This is a genomic window from Brevibacillus sp. NRRL NRS-603 (genome assembly GCF_003013445.1).
Classification (GTDB): Bacteria; Bacillota; Bacilli; order Brevibacillales; family Brevibacillaceae; genus Brevibacillus; species Brevibacillus formosus.
The window spans coordinates 165186-184785 of record NZ_PXZN01000014.1 but is presented as its reverse complement, the minus strand read 5'-3'; the positions used below and the strand labels follow the sequence as shown (position 1 = coordinate 184785).

The window sequence follows — 19600 nt, the reverse complement described above, 5'->3', positions numbered from 1 at the left end:
AGTTAGAAATGGGGAAATAGTCAAAGAAGAGCAGGAGAACGGCAAGGAGTGCACATTGTATGATACCAATCCACATCCCTATATCCAAAATAACTCCTCCAGGACAGAAGCCATATGTCTTACGGCGACCTGCATTGGCGAAAAAATTACGCCTGTTGAAATATACGCAGCTTTGTCTTATTCATGCAGGGACAGGCTATGGCAAAACGACTTCTTTGGCTACATTTCTACATGATGAAGCACTGGCTGCTTCCTGGTATACCATTCAGGATGAAGACGATGCCCTTCTTGCGTTTGTCCTCTGTCTTGTCGAAAGTGTTCGTCAGGTTCATTCTGATTTTGGACAGGTATTGCGAGAGCAACTCAAACGTATCACAGAGCAAAATCCGGTGCCCTCCATAGACAGTAAGGTACTAGTCGACTGGTTTGTTGGGGAATGCGTACAGCTTCAGGCTGACCACATACTCGTTTTGGACCATTACCAGCGAATTGAGAATGGTAGTGACGTCGATCGATTTGTTCAAAGGTTAGCCGAGGCTCTTCCACAAAAGGTCAAGCTGGTTATCTTAACGCGCTTTCGACCGAAATGGTCCACCCTCGACTTGTTGTCTGCAAGAGGAGAGTGTCTGGAGCTTACAACAAATGACCTTTCGTTTACGCTGGAGGAGAGCGAGGCCTTTTATTCTGATCAATACGACATCACGCTGTCAGAAGAGGATTGGGGCCGAGTCGAAGAGGTGGCGCAAGGCTGGGTGATGGCTCTGCGGACTTTTGGTGAAATGGTAACGAGGGGGCAGACGGTTTCTGACAGTCTGCGTGAGTTATCGCGGTTGCTGCATTTGCTGGAAGTAGAAGTCTGGACGCAGCTGGATACAGGTATGCAGTGCTTTTTAATGGAGGCAGCGGTTCTCGAACAATTCGATTTGGAGGATTGCAAGCAAATACTTGGGGAAGGATGCATAGAACACCTGTTGGAAGCACAGCGTTGTAATCTATTTCTTCATGTCCAAGCAGGATCTCATTATTCCTTTCATCCGCTTTTCCAGCGTCTTTTGTCTAGCAAGCTGGCTGCGAATCAAGCGACGTACGTGCATGTCAATCACAAGGCCGCAGGATGGTACAGACGTAAAGGGGACGAGGCAAAAGCTTTTGGGCGGTTGCGTCTCGTCGAGCAGTGGGAGGTGCTGGGTGAGTGGTTGTGCCAAGCATCAGAAAGGTTGCTGCAAGCAGGGAAGCTGGACTTTTTATACGAGTGGATAACCTTGTTACCAGAGCGCATTAAGTGCGAACAGCATTGGTTGTTGTTTTATCAGGGCGAAGTAGAACGATATCGTTGTCTATATGCGAAGGCCTTTTCTTCTTACGAGCAATTTTTGAAGCACTGTGAACAAAAGCAAGATCAAATCGGATTGTGCCGCGGGTTGGAAGGGCAAGCACGCGTTCATCTCGACAGCGTACAAGGCGTTCGGGCAGAAGAACTGCTCAAGAGGGCGATTCAACTCTTGCCCCCGTTTGAGCAAGAGAATGAGATGGCACCGAGGCTATACCGCTTGCTGGCAGAAATCTATACGAATCGCGGAGATGCCAAACAGGCGGCAGCTTGGTATGAACGGAGTCAGGAATTAGAGCAGCAGACGGAGGTTGAGCTGGAATCGCGCCTGTTGTTTCGTACTGGCCGATTGCAGTCCTCCATTCAGCTCTTGGAGAGTAAGTGGCAGGTAGAACAAAGGAAGCATCCTCCGTTGACCAGATCGTATCGGGAAACCTCTTTGCTGTTATCTTTCGTCTATGCATTGAACGGCGAATGGGAGCGAGGATGGGAATCTGCAGAAACTGCCATCCAACTTGGGCGTGCAGCGCATTCACCTTTTGTAGAGGCGAATGGCTATGTTCGAAAAGCCCATGCGGCCCTCATCAGTCAAACTTTGCCTACGGATGAGATTCGCCAGCTTTATGAAAAAGGTTTGCAAATCATGGAGGAGCTCCAATCCACACGCGGCAAGTCAGAAACGCTTCTGGGACTAACCCTGCTTCATGCAAGAGAAAAGGCACTCGACCAAGCGCTTCTGTATGGAAACAGGGGGATACAAGAGACAGAGGCAATGCGCGACGACTGGTTAGGCAGTCTCGTACGCATGGCGATCGGGATTGCATATGCGAAATACGGGAAAGAAGAGGAAGCGTGGGCTACCTTTATCGATTGTGCCGACCGACTTAGTCATTGCGGGGATAGCTACAGTGTCGTCATTTGTCAATTGTGGCTGAGCTTCTTGGCTTATCGAAAAAAACAATGGGATTTGTTTGTGCCTGCGGTGACGCAAGCGCTGTCCTTGATGAAATCCGGTGAATATCAATTCCTTTTGCAGAGACCTACCCTGCTTACACCGCATGATGTACAGCAGCTTATGCCAATTCTGATCGAGGCAGAGCGCCGAAAGGTATCGCCGGATTACGTCTCTCAGCTGTTAAATGATTTGGGCTTGCAAAACGTGACATTCCACCCCGGGTATACCCTTCGTATTCAGACGCTGGGCGCTTTCCGTGTATGGTTGGGAGACCGGGAGCTGAGCGAAAAGGCGTGGCAGCGTGGGACGGCCAAGCTGTTGTTTCAGCTTTTATTGACAAAGAGGCATCATTTGTTAGCCCGGGAAGAAATCATGAATCGACTTTGGCCAGACAGTATCGAAGAAGCGGCCATTCGCGATTTTAAAGTGTCGCTGAATGCATTGAACAAAGCCCTCGAGCCAGATCGTGCTGCCAGAACAGACACATTCTTCATTCAACGCCATGGCAGCTCTTACGGTTTCAATCTGGCATCGGGCTACCATATGGACGTCGAAGAGTTCGAGAAGCTCGTTACACTGGGCTTGGCAGAATCAGATCGTCGTCAGGGGGCCATCCTTTTGGAAAAAGGGCTTGCGTACTACTTGGGTGATTACATGCCGGAATGCCGTTATGAGGATTGGTGTGTAGAAGAGCGAGAGAGAGTGCAGGCGCTGTTTTTACGCGGAGCAGAGAGGTTAGCTAAAATCATGCTAGAGGACGGGCAATTCGAAAAAACGATCCGTTGGTGCGAAGCGATTCTGCGGGTGGATGATTGCTGGGAGGAGTCGTACCGCTTACTTATGACTGCGTATTATCAGCAGAATAATCGGACACAGGCAATCCGCTGGTATGAAAAATGTGTAGGAAAGCTAAGGGAGAACCTCGGTGTCGCGCCAATGCCTGCAACCATGGAGACTTACCTTCAAATTATCGAGAAGTAAAAGATCGCCCGCAAAGCGATCTTTTTTTTGTATATAGAGCAATGGCTGCTTGACAAAACTAGGAAGTATTCGTAATATAATCTTTGTACTGACCAGTCAGTTCAAAAAATCGAAAGGGGACAGGAGTGATGGCACCATCCAAAAAAGATCAAATTGCGAATGGAGCGCTAACCGCATTTGCCCAATTGGGTTATAGCGAAACGACCATGGATGCAATCGCGGAAATGGCACAGGTGGCAAAAGGAACACTCTATTATCACTTTTCCACAAAGGAAGAGCTATTTTTGTACGTGATAGAAAAAGGCGTGAAGATGCTGATTTACCATGTAGATAATGTAATGCAAAATGAAGAGCTTTCCTTGGAGGATCGCATTCTGAATGTGCTGGATGAGCATCTTCGCTTCTTTTCCGAGAATCAAGATTTGTGTTTCCTGTTGCTGAGTGCCTTCTCAGGAGATGGGCAGCGCGACAGGATGGTTGGCAATCTGCTAGGTGGCTATTTCAGCACGATGGAGTCACACATGCTGGAACTTCAGCAGCAGGGGTATATCCGGGCGGATATCGATATTCGCACACTTGCTTCCGCGTTGTTTGGGATGGTTGGTTTTACCGTACTTCGCAAGCAGTTTCGCAAAGAGCCAGTGAACAGTGCCGCAGATAAACAGACGCTTCGTTATATGCTTTCAGGAATGATTCAAAATAACGTCTAGAGAAACGTAAAACAAGAGGAGAAGACAGATGAACAAACGTGCATGGATCGGTGTAGGTAGCTTTGTAGTCAGCATTGCAGTGCTTGGAACCGTATTGTTTGGTTCCAATGTGAGCAGCATGGCTGGTCAAAATTCAACGAAATTAGCAGGTGTAATCGAGGGAACAGAGGTAGACCTCTCTTTTAAAATGGGCGGTTCCATCGAACAGCTCTCACTAAAAGAAGGTGACGAAGTAAAAGCAGGGCAAGTAGTTGCCACACTAAGCAGCGCGGAAATCCTTGCGAAGAAAGAGCAGGCTGAAGCTGCTTACAAGCTCTCGCTCGTCAGACTGGACCAGGCGAAAAAAGGAGTATCAGTGACGGATAACTCCAGCAATGCTCAAGTCGACCAAGCAAAAGCAGCAGTCAACTCGGCGCAAGCGCAGCTTGACGCGAACAAAAATGGAGCCCGTTCAGAAGAAATTACACAGCTCAAAGCGAAATTACAAGCAGCACAAACTTCAAATCAAATTGCCGCGACAAATTTGGAGCGAATGAAAAAATTAATGGCGGAAGGTGCCGTTCCACAAGTGAAAGTGGAAGAGGCACAGATGCAAGCAGATAAAGCACAAGCGGAGTTCAAAGCAGCAGAAGAACAGTTGAAAATGGCTCAAACTGGATCGCGCAAAGAGCAGGTTGATGCCGCACAAGCACAACTGGATCAAGCAAAAGCTGCATACAACCAAGCTGTAGCAGGGAGAGGTCAAGTAGGCTTGAAGGAGCTGGATGTTAAATCCGCAGAAGCGAACGTCATGCAGGCAAAAGGCGCCCTGGCAGAAATGGAAGCCTATGTGAACAACACCAAGCTGACAGCTCCAGTAGACGGTATTGTAAAATCAGTTGCCGTTCAAAAGGGAGAGCTGGTTTCGCAAGGCTTCACCGTCTTGACGATCCAAACGAAATCAGACAACTATGTCAAATTTTATGTGAATGAATACATGCTTGCGAATGTGAAAACAGGCGATCAAGTGAAATTGTTTGTCCCAGCCCTGAACAGAGAAGTAGACGCCAAAGTAGTTACTGTAGCTCCTGCTGCTGACTTTGCCGTAAAAAAAGCGACACAAGAACTCGGTGATCGTGATATTCGTTCCTTCCAGGTGAAGCTGCTGGTGTCCGATCCGGAATTGCGTCCAGGCCTGACGGTTGAGTGGCAACTTGAAGGAGCTGGTAATGGTGAATAGTTTCTCTCACCTGTTCTGGAGCGAATGGAAAAATCTTTTTGCAAACAAAACCATTCGGAATATTCTCTTCCTCGTACCGCTGATTTATTTGACGATGTTCGGCTTTCTGTACAGTGAGAAAAAAGTAATGGAGATCCCGACTGTCATGGTGGATGCCGATCAAACCGAATTGAGTCGTGAGCTCTATCGCGCCTTTGAGGTCGATCATACATTTCGGATCACGTCGATCGTAGGGACAGAAGAAGAAGCAATGAAAATGGTTGACAAGGGCGAAGCAAATATCGCCCTGATCATTCCTGCTGGATTAGAAAAGGATGTGAAGGCTGGGAGAGAGGCAGAGGTATTGACTGTTATCGACGGCAGTAACATCATGATTTCGAATACGGCAGTTCGAGCAGCGAATACAGCGATTAAGTCTGTTTCAGCAGGAACCACGCTGAAGAAGATGGAAGCACTTGGCGGCTGGGGAGAAGAAGGAAAAAACATGTTTACGGGTATCGACTATCGATACAGAGTGTTGTATAACCCGACCTTCAGCTATCTGTCCTTCATGGTATTTGGACTTGCAGGTACAGTGCTTCAGCAAGTATTGTTCCTGGGAATTGTATTGTCGGTTGCCCAACAAAAAGAAGAGGGCACCTGGAAGGATACACTCTCTCGCCATGGCTTCTTCGCGATCACAGCGAGCAAATTGTTGCCGTACTTTCTGGCAGGAACCCTCAACATGTTCCTGGCGTTTACACTGATGTTAAAAGGTTTCGATATCCCTTATTACGGAAGTACGTTAGACCTAATGCTACTGGCAACTATGTTTAATTTGGCGGTGTTGGCTATCGGTTATGCCATCTCCTTTGTATCCGGCAGCCAGCTCCAAGCTACTCAGATCGGGATGATGATTGCCGTACCTTCTTTCATGCTTTCGGGTTACACATGGCCACTGATGTCGATGCCCACGGGGATTGCTGCGATTGCAAAATCTTTGCCGCTGACCTATTTCCTGGATGGTGTCAGAGAAATTTTGACGAAGGGACATGGGCTGTCAGCTGTCATGGACGACTTTATGGTTCTCGGTTTCATGACACTCATTGGGTTGTTCGCAGCCTATGTCATTTATTTGTTGCAGATAAGGAAAATGAAGGGGAAAGTAAGAGAACAAACGGCGGCATAAATGTAAGAATTTGGCTGCGCCAAAGCTATGGCGCAGCCTTATTTGTGTTTACATGCATCTTGGTTGGCAGGCAGGTTGTATAAAAATAACCCTTGTGTAATAAATAATCTTTCCTTTATACTTATTTTAAAAAAGGCAGATTCTTCAACGCTAGGGGGATTTTATGTCAGCGACTCATCTAAAGCAATTGTGCGAGGAGACATACACCAAGTTGAAAAAGGTCAGCATGGAAGTGGAACGTTTTTTGAATCAGGTTACCTTATCTGCTCTAGTATCCGCGTCAGGTGATCCTGAAGAATTTGAAACGTATTACCGTAACTATCTTTCCGACTTGCGCCACCTTTTAGTCTACTGCGAAAATGCATATGAAAGGCTGGGAGTATCACTCCGGCGCGCACGATTCCATGAGGAGTTTGCCGAAGAAGTATTGTATCAGGTATACCATACCTGTATAAATAACTTCTACTATCCCAAAGGCGAGGTCTATGAAGAAGATGGGCGGTTGGCCTATACGGGTCAGGACTGTATCATTTTCCGCAAGCAGGTAGTCCCTGAGTTGCAGGAGTTGACCTTGTCCCTGTCCAGAGTGTTCGAACAGATGCGTAATGATTTGCAGTATTACGAGACAGACTACATTGCGAAAAAAAGTATGCAAATAGAAAAAGCACAGGCCTAATAAGCCTGTGTTTTTCTTTGGGTTCCCGATCAGGGACGAACCGTGATAGAAGTCCTATCATTTATGAAAGTGTAGTGTAATGGATAATGGCTGTTTACATTATGCTTCGAAATAATCAGTTTTCTCCTCGTTAAAAGAGGGAGGAGAGTTCACGAGAAAAAAACGAATTTCCTCAATGGATAATCCCATTTTTCGTGCTGTAAGGATTAAATCGATCCATTCCTTATCCAGGAGATCTTTAGGAGACGGAGTGGTTTTCATGTTAGTTCCCCTTTTACCCTCCTTTTGTAAAAACAAATAAATTACCCAAAAAATGGTTAGAAAAAGATAGGTAAAAAGCTTATATCAGAAATGATACTTAATTCAGTTTCATATGTAAATCTAGTATTTGTGACTTTTGTTTTAAATTCATGCAAAAAAAATTATAAGCCACCACTATATCAGTGCTGGCAACAATGTTATTTATGTCGATTTAACCGCCATTTATTGTACTCCAAAAACTCTCGAAACTGTTCTTTACTTACCCCGGATTTCATAGCCTCTTCGATCAGCTTGTACCATTCTTCATCAACATTCTCGCTTGAAGGTATATCTTTATCCTGAAGCAATGTGTCTACTGTCACATTTAATACTAGTGCGATTTTCTCAAGAAATTGAATAGAAGGATTTCGCTGAATGCCGCGCTCGATTGAGCTCAGATAAGACTTGGCGACACCAGCGCGTTCAGCTAAATCAGAAAGAGAAAGGCCTTTGTCTATTCTAAGCTGCTGTATACGCGAGCCGATCATGTAATAGCCACCCCTTTAAATCTCTTCGTTTATTATAACGTCAATATAGCTGAAACACAACTTTTTGTGGGACTAGTCCTGTGTCGTTTGGCTCATTTATTCGAATTGGCTCTACTGACATTGCTAAAAAATTACCTTTCTACTAGATAAAATGAAGCGTCATTATGGCTAAGTATCTATAATCACGATCGTTCTTTATAAGAAACAGAGTGTTCGTTATTAAGGTTGAGTAAAAACGAGATATTCAGACGATATTCTACAAAATAGTCGATTTTCGCTGTTTTTGGTCTATTTTTAGAGAAAATTGATAGTTTACATTCCATTGCCTGTACAGGATACTAACTTTAAATCGTTCTTTATAAAGAACAAAACGAACGAACCGTTCTCTATAAAGAAAAGTTTGAGCTTGAATGGCGCTAACCGCTGCCGACTTGAAATGGATAGGAATGCACAGAAAAACTTACAAAAAAAATTCGGAGAGGAGAGATCCATTCTGCATGCCAATTTGTCAGAAGCAGTAACGGTAATCTGCCTGCTAATTGTAATAATTATACTATTTTTTATGGGTATCTTGGTGATTAAATCACGGAATTTGTTGATAGAAAGGAGAACACGCATTTATCTGGGACAGTTTCAAGACTACTTCACGTATATCCAGTCTCATATGGACTCGCCTGAGAGGTTCAAACCGCCTTACTGGCAATTAAATCGTTTGGAAATGAGAGTTTTGCAACAAAAACTCATTGAATGGATCGAATCTCTTACGGGAAGCCACCGAAAGAAAATGATTACACTATGTGAGGATACAGGGCTCGTCAAGCAAAACCTCCAAAGGCTGTATAGTCGTTTCCATTGGATAAGGATCGATGCAGCCTACCATCTAGGAGCAATGCGATCCGAGGAAGCCGTACCAAGACTTCTGGAATTGCTACAGACAAAAAAACTCGATCCCACTCATTTTATCATCGCGAGATCTATCGCTAAGTGTGCGAGAAATCTGGACGATATAAGGAACATGTTGATGCTTCTTGTAAAGCATCGAAAAAGCAATCATTACCTTGCCGTTGACATCATGAAAGAGACAGAGCTGGATTGTACGCCACTATTGCTTGAATGTTTGCGAAGTACGGACAAGGATTTGAATAAAATCGCTTTAATTGGATGGTCTGCTCCTTTAACCGCGGAGATTGCGGATTTGGTATATCGGCAGATTGATTCGGAAGACAAGGAAGTCCGCATCCTGTCAGTAAGGTTATTGTTCAAATATGATGCTGCTTTGGCAACGGCAGTGTTCGAGTCCTTGATGAAGAAGAACGATACGGAGGTTTGTCAGAATACTGAAATGATTGAGATGTATGCCAGTTACAGAAAGCAAATCCATGAGGATGAGCAGGTGGACGAGAAAAGTCGTTATGTTTATGCCGTGTAATTATACCTGAAAGGAGTTTGACATGAGGGACTTTTTGCAAGCATACGGGATCTTTGCTGTTTATTATGTAATCGTGATTGAGACGCTCTATTTAACAATTCTAATCCTGTCCATCAAAAATATTTTTTCCATCATCAAAAGCTCCATGTATTCTCGCTTTCAGTCACTCTCTGGCTCAGAGTACGTACCACAAATTTCGATTCTCGTTCCCGCTTACAATGAGGAATTGACCATCATTGAAAACGTTCGTTCACTTCTCGCGCTAGATTATCCCAAGTATGAAGTCGTTGTTATTAATGACGGTTCCAAAGATGAAACGTTGCAAGTTTTGTTACAGGAGTTCCAGTTAACTCGCACAGAGTATGCAGGAGGCTCCAGAGTATTGGAAACCTCCAACGTACGAGGCGTTTATTACAATCCGCAATATCCTAATTTATATCTTATTGATAAGGAAAACGGAGGAAAAGCCGACTCGCTAAACGCAGGGATTAATCTTTCCCATTATCCATTAATTGCTTCCATTGATGCTGATTCGTTATTGGAAAAGGACGCGTTGATCCGCATCGCCAAGGTGTACATGGAAAACCCTGAAGAAACGGTCGCAATCGGCGGCATAGTCCGAATTGCGAACGGCTGTGAAATCGAGGATGGAATGATAAAGAAAGTCAATCTTCCTAACAAAATTTTGCCTATGTTTCAGTGTGTCGAATACCTAAAGGCATTCCTAGGGGGAAGGATCGGTTGGAGCTCAATCAACGGACTGATTATTGTGTCTGGTGCCTTTGGGGTATTTCGAAAAGATTTCGTTGTCAAAGCCGGCGGTTATCGAGGGGGATATCCCGGCGAGGACATGAACATTATCATCAAGCTTCATAAATATATGCTTGAAAATAAACTTCCATATCGAGTGGCTTTTTGCCCTGATGCCGTTTGCTGGACCCAGGCTCCTGATACCTTGAAAATACTTGGAAGCCAGCGAAGAAGATGGGGACGTGGCAACCTTAAAAACATGCTGGAGTACGGTATTTATATAGTAGGCCGTCCCAAGTACAAAGTTGTAGGGCTGATTACATTTCCCTATAACATCATTTTCGAAACGCTCAATCCTTATTTCAGGTTTACCGGTTTTTTGGCTCTGCTGGGATATACATTGATGGACATGACTCAATGGAGAATACTGGCTATCTATGCGCTGCTGAATCTCTTGTTTGGCGTGCTGCTCGGGATCGGTTCTCTTTTTATGGAAGAGCTGGCCTTCAAGCGTTACACAAGATTTCGCGACAACCTCAAGATGTTGGCATTCCTCTTCTTCATGTTTCTTGGATATCAGCAGTTGGGAGTCATTTGGAGATTTCTGGGGCATATCGAGTTTATGCGCAACAATAACACATGGGGAACCATGACGAGAACAAGCTGGAAAACATAGAGAAATAAGGCACAGGAGGGAGATACCATGAGTCAGATTGCAAAAGCGTATTCGTTTCCTTTATTTCAAGCCTTTGAACATGTGCTTACCTTCTATGAGTCGAGTCAGTTGCCATGCGGGATTATTCTGGCTGTCACGAATGGAAGCAGTGAGGAAAAGCTCCAAGATTTGAAAATGTCTTTGGCAAAAGCAGAGGGGTTTACGGATATCCATTGTTTTTACGACAAACAAAGCAGCATTCTGGGAATTCTCCTTGGCGATCAAATGCTAGGCAATACTCATTTCTATTCTCTCTTCATCAAGGAACAGCTACAGACCCAACAACTGTTGGCTGGGCCAGTATTCATCGCCAGCTTCCCTGAACAGGGGGAATCAGCAGCACAAGTTCTCAGTGGTATGGTACAGGAGATTACTGCTGGAAAGGGAAGCGCTGGTGAGATTCACATATACAGCGGTAAAAGATCATCGGAAGAAAAGAGAAGTCTTTTGCTCGTTTCGCAAGATGAAACTGTGAATGAGTTTTTACGCATCTATTTACAAAGAAAAGGTTACTGCGTTTATTTGGCGGACAACGGGAGAGAAGCGTGGGAAAAATACAAACGATTTTTACCGGACGCTGTTATCACCGATGTCAATTTGGCCATTGAAGACGGTTACCAGCTCATCAGCAAGATCAATGCAGTTGCGCATGGCACCAAAATCGTGGTGTTAACCCACAAACGGTTGGAAGACGACAAGAAAAGATCATTCGAGCTGGGAGTCTCAGATTATATAGCGAAGCCATTTTCACCAGTGGACCTGGAAGCACGAGTGAGAAGTCTATTGTCTTAAACATAGATAAAAGGGAGGAAGAAAAAAATGAGCTACTTCACAAAATTGAAGCAAAAAATGGAATCAAAAACCGTAAAAGTCGGGGTAATTGGTCTTGGGTACGTTGGTCTTCCCCTCGCTATGGAAATGGCAAAAAGCGGTTTCTCTGTTTACGGGATCGATTTGGACCAACGGAAGGTAGAAACCTTGCTTGCTGGGAGGTCGTATATTCAGGACGTTCCTTGCGATGTGATCCAATCAAGCCTATCTGCTCAGCGATTCTTCCCGACTACTGATTATCGGGTGCTCAAGGAGCTGGATGCCGTCAGCATATGTGTGCCAACGCCGCTCAGTGAAAATCAAGACCCGGATACGTCCTTCATTAAGGGAGTTGTCCGTGAAATTATTAAATATAAAAAGAAAAACCTTCTGATTACGCTTGAGAGCACAACTTACCCGGGGACGACAGAAGAATTGATTCAATGGGAGTTCGAAAAGCTGGGTCTGACCGTCGGAAAGGATTTCTTTCTTTGCTTCTCTCCTGAGCGAGTAGACCCAGGCAATCATTCCTTCAACACACACAATACGCCAAAAGTAATCGGGGGAACCACGCCGAAGTGCTTGGAGTTGGGGGCCCTGCTGTATGGCAATCTGGTAACCAATGTAGTAACGGTTTCTTCTCCAAAAGTAGCTGAAATGTCAAAATTATTGGAGAATACATTCCGGAGTGTAAACATTGCCTTTATCAATGAAATGGCTATGATGTGCGACAAAATGGGCATCGATGTGTGGGAGGTTATCAAAGCTGCGTCAACGAAACCGTTTGGCTACATGCCATTTTATCCAGGTCCTGGAATCGGTGGGCATTGCATTCCGCTTGATCCGATGTACCTTTCTTGGAAGGCAAAGGGCTTCCGCTTTCATAGTAAATTCATCGAACTGGCACAATCGATTAACGACAATATGCCAGACTATGTGATCAATAAAACTGCACAGGTACTGAATCTTTATGCCAAATCAATCAAAAACTCGCGGATTCTCATTTTGGGGATGGCCTACAAGCCTGACATTGATGACCTGCGTGAATCCCCAGGCTTGCATATATATGAGCTGTTCCTGGAAAACGGGGCACGTGTGGATTACTACGATCCTTATGCACAAAGCTTTGTAGACAAACGCGGGAACACAGTTCGTTCCATTCCGCATGACTTGGAACAAATGAAAAATTACGATTGCATGGTACTCGTTACGAATCATAAGAGCTTTGACTATCAGGAGTTTGCTGACCTGGGTGTAGCCATCATTGATACACGAAATGCTTTTGACAGCATAACAGGTCAACACATTTACAAGCTGGGGAATCCGGCAAGGATGCACGCCGAGGAAGAACGAGTCGTACTCCTGGCTTAATTAGAAAACTGGCTGATGATTACGGAATAGGGAGGCAATCGTATGTGCGGTATCGTGGGATATATTGGTGAGGGGCAAGCGCAACAAATCCTGACAAATGGTTTGCAGAAGTTGGAGTATCGCGGCTATGACTCGGCTGGTGTCGCAATATTTAACGGTGAAAAAATGGAGATTTGCAAGTCGAAAGGAAGGCTGGCCGTTTTGGAAGAACGGCTCGTCCAATCTCCTATTCGAGGTAGTTTGGGAATCGGACATACCCGTTGGGCTACTCACGGCCGTCCATCCGATGAGAACTCACATCCGCATACCGATGAATCGGGAAAGTTTTCTGTTGTCCACAACGGTATTATCGAAAACTATCTGGAAATCAAACAGCAGCTTTTGGACCATGGAGTCACTTTTACATCCGAGACCGATACAGAAGTCATTGCTCATCTCATTGCTGTACTATACGAAGGCGATCTCGTTACCGCGGTTCGAAATGCAGTACTGCGTATGCGAGGAGCATATGCTCTCGGGGTTATTTGCGAGTACGAACCAGATAAAATGGTGGCAGTCCGATTGGCAAGTCCATTAATTATCGGGGTAGGCAAAGGAGAAAACTTCATTGGCTCCGACATCTCTGCTGTACTTGAGCACACACGCGACATTGTCATCCTAGAAGATGGGGAAATGGCTGTTCTCAAGAAAGACAGCGTTTCTCTCATGAAAGTGGAAACGGGCGAACCGCTTCAACGAGAGTTGTTCCACGTAGATTGGAATGTGGAGCAGACGGAGAAGGACGGTTTTGAGCACTTCATGCTTAAAGAAATTTACGAGCAGCCAAATGCATTTCGTAACACGCTGCTCAACCGGATTGACGAGGACGGAAAGCAAATTGTTTTAAAGGATTTTCCACTACATCCAGAACAAATCAATCGGTTTGAGAAAATATTCATCGTAGCGTGCGGAACCGCTTATCATGCAGGGTTGATCGGCAAGAATGTGATCGAAGAACTGGCGAGGATACCGGTAGAGATCGATGTCGCTTCAGAATTCAGATATCGACGCCCTATTATATCTGAAAAAACGTTGGTCATTGTCGTGAGCCAGTCTGGTGAAACAGCTGATACGCTGGCAGCGTTGCGGGAGAGTCGACGCCTGGGAGCCAAGGTCTTGGCAATCACGAATGTACAGGGCAGCTCGATTGCCCGTGAGGCCGATTATGTGCTTGCTACCTTTGCCGGACCGGAAATTGCTGTCGCTTCTACGAAGGCGTACACCTCTCAGGTAATCGTTTTTTATCTGCTGGGATTGTACCTGGCTCAAGTGAAGGAGACACTCGCGGAAACAGAAAGAGAATGCTTGATAGCCAATCTGCGACAGCTGCCTGAGCAGGCTGAAAAGGCACTCCAACATGCAGATGATATTCGCGTCTATGCTGAGTCGATCAAAAATCATGCCAGCCTGTTTTTTATCGGTCGAGGCATTGATTATGCTGTGGCGTTGGAAGGGTCCTTGAAGCTGAAGGAAATTTCGTACCTTCACTCAGAGGCATACGCTGCAGGGGAATTGAAGCATGGAACGCTGGCTTTGATCGAAGAGGGTACGCCTGTCATTGCCTTGGTGACACAAAAAGAGCTGGAAGAAAAAATGGTTAGCAATATTACCGAAGTGAAGGCACGAGGTGGGAATGTGTTAGCGATCACGTTGGAAGGGAACGTTGAATTGCACCGAAATGTAGACGAGGTGTGCTTTGTGCCTGCGACATTGCCTGTATTTACCCCCATCCTGACCGTTATTCCGCTACAGTTGATCTCGTATTACACTTCTTTGGCATTGGGCAATGATGTTGATAAGCCACGGAATCTTGCCAAAAGTGTAACCGTTGAATAAAAAATATGATTTGGAAGAATCCCGGAACAGCCAGTTTTTTGGAGACGGGATTCTTTCCCCATTTTGACCTGTCGGATTTACATTATTTCCGTAAGGGGCTGAATTGTCCATGATGGATGCCACTGACCAAACTCTTGATCAAAAAACGTTGATAGAAATCATGCTGCAGGTTTACGAGAAAGGTCAACAGACAACGACAATGGGAACGAGAGATATTGTTGAGGATATTGTCAACAGAGTAAGGCCGTACTTGAAAGAAGCCAAATAAGTCGATCTGATGGGAGGATCACATGAGTAGTCGTTATGCAATTGTATTGGCAGCGGGAAAAGGGACACGGATGAGGTCTACGCGTTGCAAAGTGCTCCATGAGGTTTGTGGCAAACCAATGATCCAGCATATTGTCGACCGATTACATGGTCTTGGCATCCATGAGATTATTTTGATTGTAGGGCATGGGGCCGAGCAAGTGAAAAATCAATTCGGTGCTTCTGTCCGCTATGCTTACCAGTCCGAGCAATTGGGAACTGCCCATGCAGTGATGATGGCGGCAGACCTCTTGCAAGACAAACAGGGGACAACGATCGTGTTGAGCGGGGATACACCATTGGCGAGGGAGAAAACGCTGGAGCAATTGCTTGAGCAGCATGAAACTCAACATGCAGCTGCAACTGTATTAACGGCACGGGTAGACGATCCTACAGGGTACGGGCGATTGATCCGCGACGCAAACGGTCTGGTAGAACGCATCGTGGAGCACAAGGATGCAACAGCCGAAGAACGGCAAGTATGCGAAATCAATACAGGAATGTATTGTTTCGACAATCAAAAGCTGTTTCAAGCCATATCCCGGGTGAAAAATGAGAATGCCCAGAAAGAGTATTATTTGCCGGACGTTTTAACTATTTTAAACGAGCAAAACGAGCGCATTGGGGCTTTCATGACCGATGATGCGGAAGAGGGGACAGGCGTGAATGATCGAATCCAGCTGGCTTGCGCTGAGAGATTACTCCGTATGCGAATCAATGAGCAGCATATGCAAAACGGAGTCACGATCATTGATCCGACCTCCACATATATTGATGCCGATGTGTGTATTGGACCTGACACGGTTATTCATCCGGGAACGTACCTTCGCGGGAAAACAAAAATAGGACCGGCTTGCGTCATCGGACCAAATGCAGACGTAAGTGATTGTATCGTAGGGGGTAACGTAGAAATTCGTTACACAAATGCATGTAATAGCACGATTCGAGACGGAGCAGTGGTTGGTCCTTATGCCTATATTCGTCCAGGTTCAGATGTAGGTGAGGAGGCGAAGGTCGGAGATTTTGTTGAACTGAAAAATTCACGTCTCGGGAAAGGTGCAAAGGTTGCTCATCTTTCGTATATTGGTGATTCTGATATTGGTGAACATGTAAACGTAGGGTGCGGTACAATCACTGTCAACTACGATGGCGTCCGCAAGCATAAAACGATCGTTGGTGATCACGCCTTTATTGGTTGCAATACCAACTTGATCGCTCCAGTTACCATCGGAGAGGGCGCTTATGTAGCCGCAGGCTCTACGATCACAGATGATGTTCCGAACGACGCTTTGGCCATCGCTAGAGAACGCCAGAGCATCAAAGAACAGTATGCTAAACGGTTGATGAGAACCCGCCCATAATCGCAGTCAGTAGGAGGATGTCTTATTTTTACAGCTAGCATAGAACCAGAACAAAATCGATCAAGCAAAAAAAAGCTACTCCTTGGTTTTTTGATCATCATCATACCAGTCATCGCAATCATCGCTTATTTGTATAGGACTCCGCCGATGATCGCAACCTGGATTTGGAATACACAGCTCATTATCACAGAAAAAGAAGATATCATCGCATTTGCCAAGCAACATGACGTCAATCTCATTTATTTGCATATTGATCAAGAAAATGTTGCCCATCAAGACTATCGTTCCTTTATTAAGGAAGCAAATGCATCCGGCATTCGAGTAGATGCTCTTGCAGGAGATCCGGTCTGGTCTCTTGTTTCCAATCGAAAAAGTATTACCACCTTTGTACACTGGGTTCAGACCTATAATAAATCAGCAGGGGAAGGTGAAAGATTTAGTGGCCTCCATCTTGATATTGAACCTCACGTACTACCCGAATGGAATGAGAACAAGGAAGTAATCAAAAACGAATGGATAGCCAATATCGAGTACTTGTCCGCGGAAATCAAAAAGGATCCGGCATTGGAGCTAAGTGTCGATATTCCGTTTTGGATGTACGAGCTGTCGCTGGAAGACAAATCGGAAACTGTCAGCAAATGGCTGGTCAGCACGCTAGATCATGTAACATTAATGGCCTATCGCGACAGGGTAGAGGGACCGAACGGGGTATTGGAAATTGTGAACCCGATCATGAACGAAGCGAACGATCAAAAAAACAAAGTAGTCGTAGGCCTTAACCTGCTGCAAAGCGCAGAGGGAGAAAACACAACCTTTTATGAGGAAGGGCATGGCGGATTGGAGGAGCAGCTGGCCGTTCTCGAAGATAATCTCGAAGAATTTGGAGGCTACGCCGGGTACGCCATTCATGATTACGAAAAGTGGAAGGAACTGGTCAAAAAAAGCAAAGCCCAAATGGAAGCAAGCAAAGCAGCAAAACCGATGCCTGTATTCGAAGGTGAAGGTAAAAAGCTGGTTGCCAAAGTAGACGGCGGGGATATTGCCCTCTATAACGGGCAAGGCTGGGAACCCGTGTTTTGGGCGGGAATCAACCTGGGTGCAACGACACCAGGACACTATCCTGGAGAGCTCTCCCCGACCCGCGAAGATTACTTGCGCTGGTTTTCGCAGATGAAGGAAATGAATAACAAAGTCGTCCGCATTTATACGATTCTACCTCCGATTTTTTATGAGGCCTTACACGAGTTCAACCAAAAACAAGAAGAGCCGTTGCTCCTACTTCAAGGAATTTGGTCGCCGGATGAAGCGCTCGCGGGTGAAGATCGGAAAGGACGGGATGCATTTACTCCCGAGATAACCAGAGATTTTCGCCAGGAGATTAAAGACGCGGTACAAGCAGTCCATGGAGACGTGACTCTCCCGGAGCGGTATGGCCGTGCCAGCGGTGAATATCGAACAGATGTATCGGAATACTTGGTAGGGTGGATACTTGGTACCGAGTGGCATCCATATACGGTACAGGTAACGAATGCATCTCATCTGGACATTCCTCCTTATCAGGGAAAAAACATCATAGCAACGGAAAAAGCGTCTCCTTTTGAAAGTTGGCTTGCCTCCATGCTTGATTATTTGGCTGAGGAAGAGATGAAATACGGATGGCAGCATCCAGTATCGTTCACAAACTGGCTGACGACCGATCCACTGTCGCATCCCAACGAACCGCTGCCGCAAGAGGATATGGTCTCGATCGACCCAATGAATTTGAAAGCATCGGCGGCATGGACAGCCGGTTACTTTGCCGCTTATCATGTCTATCCGTATTACCCGGACTTTTTGCGATATGAGGGAAAGTACCAAACATACCGGGATTCAAGCGGCAAGATAAATCCGTATGCCGGATACTTACATGATTTGCGTGCCCACCATAAAGGAATCCCATTGTTAGTTGCCGAATATGGCGTACCCAGCTCGCGTGGAATGACTCATTACGGGCCAGCTGGACGGAATCAAGGAATGCATACGGAACAAGAGCAAGGTGAGATAAACGCTGACATGCTGCGCAATATTTATGAAGAGGGTTACGATGGCGCACTTTTATTCGCATGGCAGGATGAATGGTTCAAATTTACCTGGAATACGATTGACTTGGAGTTGCCTTGGGAGAGGAGGGCGATGTGGAACAATCCGTTAACGAACGAGGAAAAATTTGGTGTCATCGCGGTCGAACCCGGTAATTACGTCTCCGACCAGATCATCCTTGATGGGAAAACAGCAGATTGGGAAAAAAGACTTCAGCGAGTCAAACGTGCTTATCCCGGATTTGAACTCTCTGTTTCACACGATGAGGCGTACCTGTATCTCATGCTAAAGAAGAGCGAAGGAGTTTGGGATTTCTCAAAGGACAGGCTGGATATTGGCTTTGATACGCTGAGTGGTGGGAGTCGAACCGCTGATCAAGCACCAGGAATTACATTTTCCCAAGAGATAGAATTTTTGCTGCGAATGCAAGGGGAAAGCAATTCTCGCATTTTTGTCAATAGCGCCTATGATCAGCATAGTTGGCTATATGGGTATATTAAGGGAATGCTGCCTTGGGACGAGCGTTATGATCAAGCAGATCGGGGCATATTCTTGCCATGGAAGCTGACACTCAACAAAGCATTGTATTTACCGGAAACCAAGAAAACAGTACCTTTCGAAGAGCTGGAAGTGGGCATCATGAAGCCAGGGATTTCCGATCCAGAAGATCCGACGTACAACTCATTGGCAGATTGGTATGCAAAGGGTAATGTTTTGGAAATACGGATTCCTTGGATGTTTCTGGGGTATACTGACCCGAGCAGCAAACAGGTTTGGAAATACCCGTATGAGGAGAATGGAATCGTTCCAACTGAAAGTAAAGGTGTTGGAGTGGAAGTGTTTGCACATTCCAATCAAAAGCCATTCTCGCGGGAAGCTTCCAAACCACTCTTGTACCAATGGGACAAATGGGATCTGCCCACGTACCATGAACGCAAAAAGCAGAGCTTTGAGATTTTGCGCAAGGCTTATGAAACATATGGTATGCCCAAGCCTCAGTGACATCCGATTTAACAGAGAAATAAGGGCGTGGTCCCATATAAAAAAGACGTACGAGCCCTAAATTAGTTCGTACGT

At 45.6% G+C, this 19600-nt stretch carries 15 protein-coding genes and 1 pseudogene; 14 read left to right on the top strand and 2 right to left on the bottom strand.

Annotated elements, in window-relative coordinates; genetic code table 11:
• Window positions 1-59 precede the first annotated feature (59 nt).
• The 5 genes from C7R94_RS15165 (at window position 60) to C7R94_RS15145 (ending at window position 7039) form a co-directional block, all read left to right on the top strand.
• Window positions 60-3266: an AfsR/SARP family transcriptional regulator gene (locus C7R94_RS15165; RefSeq protein ID WP_106782435.1), complete on the top strand. Its 3207-nt coding sequence runs from the start codon at window positions 60-62 to the stop codon at window positions 3264-3266.
• A gap of 128 nt (window positions 3267-3394) precedes the next feature.
• Entirely contained in the window at window positions 3395-3976 is a 582-nt protein-coding gene (locus tag C7R94_RS15160; protein WP_106782433.1) for a TetR/AcrR family transcriptional regulator, read from the top strand.
• A gap of 28 nt (window positions 3977-4004) precedes the next feature.
• Window positions 4005-5195 (top strand): HlyD family secretion protein, encoded by a 1191-nt coding sequence (locus C7R94_RS15155; protein ID WP_106782431.1) that lies wholly within the window; start codon window positions 4005-4007, stop codon window positions 5193-5195.
• On the top strand, window positions 5185-6363 hold the full coding sequence (locus tag C7R94_RS15150) for an ABC transporter permease (protein WP_106782428.1): 1179 nt from the start codon (window positions 5185-5187) through the stop codon (window positions 6361-6363). Before C7R94_RS15155 ends, C7R94_RS15150 begins: the two co-directional genes overlap by 11 nt.
• Before the next feature lie 163 nt (window positions 6364-6526).
• Window positions 6527-7039 (top strand): YpuI family protein, encoded by a 513-nt coding sequence (locus tag C7R94_RS15145; RefSeq protein WP_106782426.1) that lies wholly within the window; start codon window positions 6527-6529, stop codon window positions 7037-7039.
• A gap of 99 nt (window positions 7040-7138) precedes the next feature.
• Here the strand turns inward: C7R94_RS15145 and C7R94_RS15140 are convergent, their stop codons facing one another.
• A complete protein-coding gene (locus C7R94_RS15140) occupies window positions 7139-7300 on the bottom strand; it encodes an anti-repressor SinI family protein (RefSeq protein WP_106782423.1) in 162 nt (53 codons plus the stop codon).
• A gap of 197 nt (window positions 7301-7497) precedes the next feature.
• Entirely contained in the window at window positions 7498-7827 is a 330-nt protein-coding gene (locus C7R94_RS15135; protein ID WP_047068654.1) for a helix-turn-helix domain-containing protein, read from the bottom strand.
• Window positions 7828-8263: 436 nt separating this feature from the next.
• Here C7R94_RS15135 and C7R94_RS31000 point away from each other — a divergent pair.
• The 9 genes and pseudogenes from C7R94_RS31000 to C7R94_RS15100 all read left to right on the top strand — a co-directional run.
• A pseudogene (locus C7R94_RS31000) lies at window positions 8264-8749 on the top strand (hypothetical protein); the annotation flags it as partial.
• 99 nt (window positions 8750-8848) lie between these two features.
• A complete protein-coding gene (locus C7R94_RS30675; protein ID WP_233220568.1) occupies window positions 8849-9256 on the top strand; it encodes a hypothetical protein in 408 nt (135 codons plus the stop codon).
• A 22-nt stretch (window positions 9257-9278) separates the two neighbouring features.
• Entirely contained in the window at window positions 9279-10682 is a 1404-nt protein-coding gene (locus C7R94_RS15125) for a glycosyltransferase family 2 protein (protein ID WP_106782419.1), read from the top strand.
• A gap of 27 nt (window positions 10683-10709) precedes the next feature.
• Complete coding sequence (locus C7R94_RS15120) at window positions 10710-11513, top strand: response regulator transcription factor (RefSeq protein ID WP_106782417.1); 804 nt, start codon at window positions 10710-10712, stop codon at window positions 11511-11513.
• 27 nt (window positions 11514-11540) lie between these two features.
• The gene (locus tag C7R94_RS15115; RefSeq protein ID WP_106782414.1) at window positions 11541-12902 is read left to right on the top strand and encodes a nucleotide sugar dehydrogenase; all 1362 of its coding nucleotides are present in this window, start codon (window positions 11541-11543) and stop codon (window positions 12900-12902) included.
• A 42-nt stretch (window positions 12903-12944) separates the two neighbouring features.
• Window positions 12945-14777 (top strand): glutamine--fructose-6-phosphate transaminase (isomerizing), encoded by a 1833-nt coding sequence (gene glmS, locus C7R94_RS15110; protein WP_106782412.1) that lies wholly within the window; start codon window positions 12945-12947, stop codon window positions 14775-14777.
• 109 nt (window positions 14778-14886) lie between these two features.
• Entirely contained in the window at window positions 14887-15045 is a 159-nt protein-coding gene (locus tag C7R94_RS30045) for a YwzD family small protein (protein WP_158264680.1), read from the top strand.
• 22 nt (window positions 15046-15067) lie between these two features.
• The gene (gene glmU / locus C7R94_RS15105) at window positions 15068-16444 is read left to right on the top strand and encodes a bifunctional UDP-N-acetylglucosamine diphosphorylase/glucosamine-1-phosphate N-acetyltransferase GlmU (protein ID WP_106782410.1); all 1377 of its coding nucleotides are present in this window, start codon (window positions 15068-15070) and stop codon (window positions 16442-16444) included.
• Window positions 16445-16591: 147 nt separating this feature from the next.
• Complete coding sequence (locus C7R94_RS15100; protein WP_106782407.1) at window positions 16592-19525, top strand: hypothetical protein; 2934 nt, start codon at window positions 16592-16594, stop codon at window positions 19523-19525.
• Window positions 19526-19600: the final 75 nt, after the last annotated feature.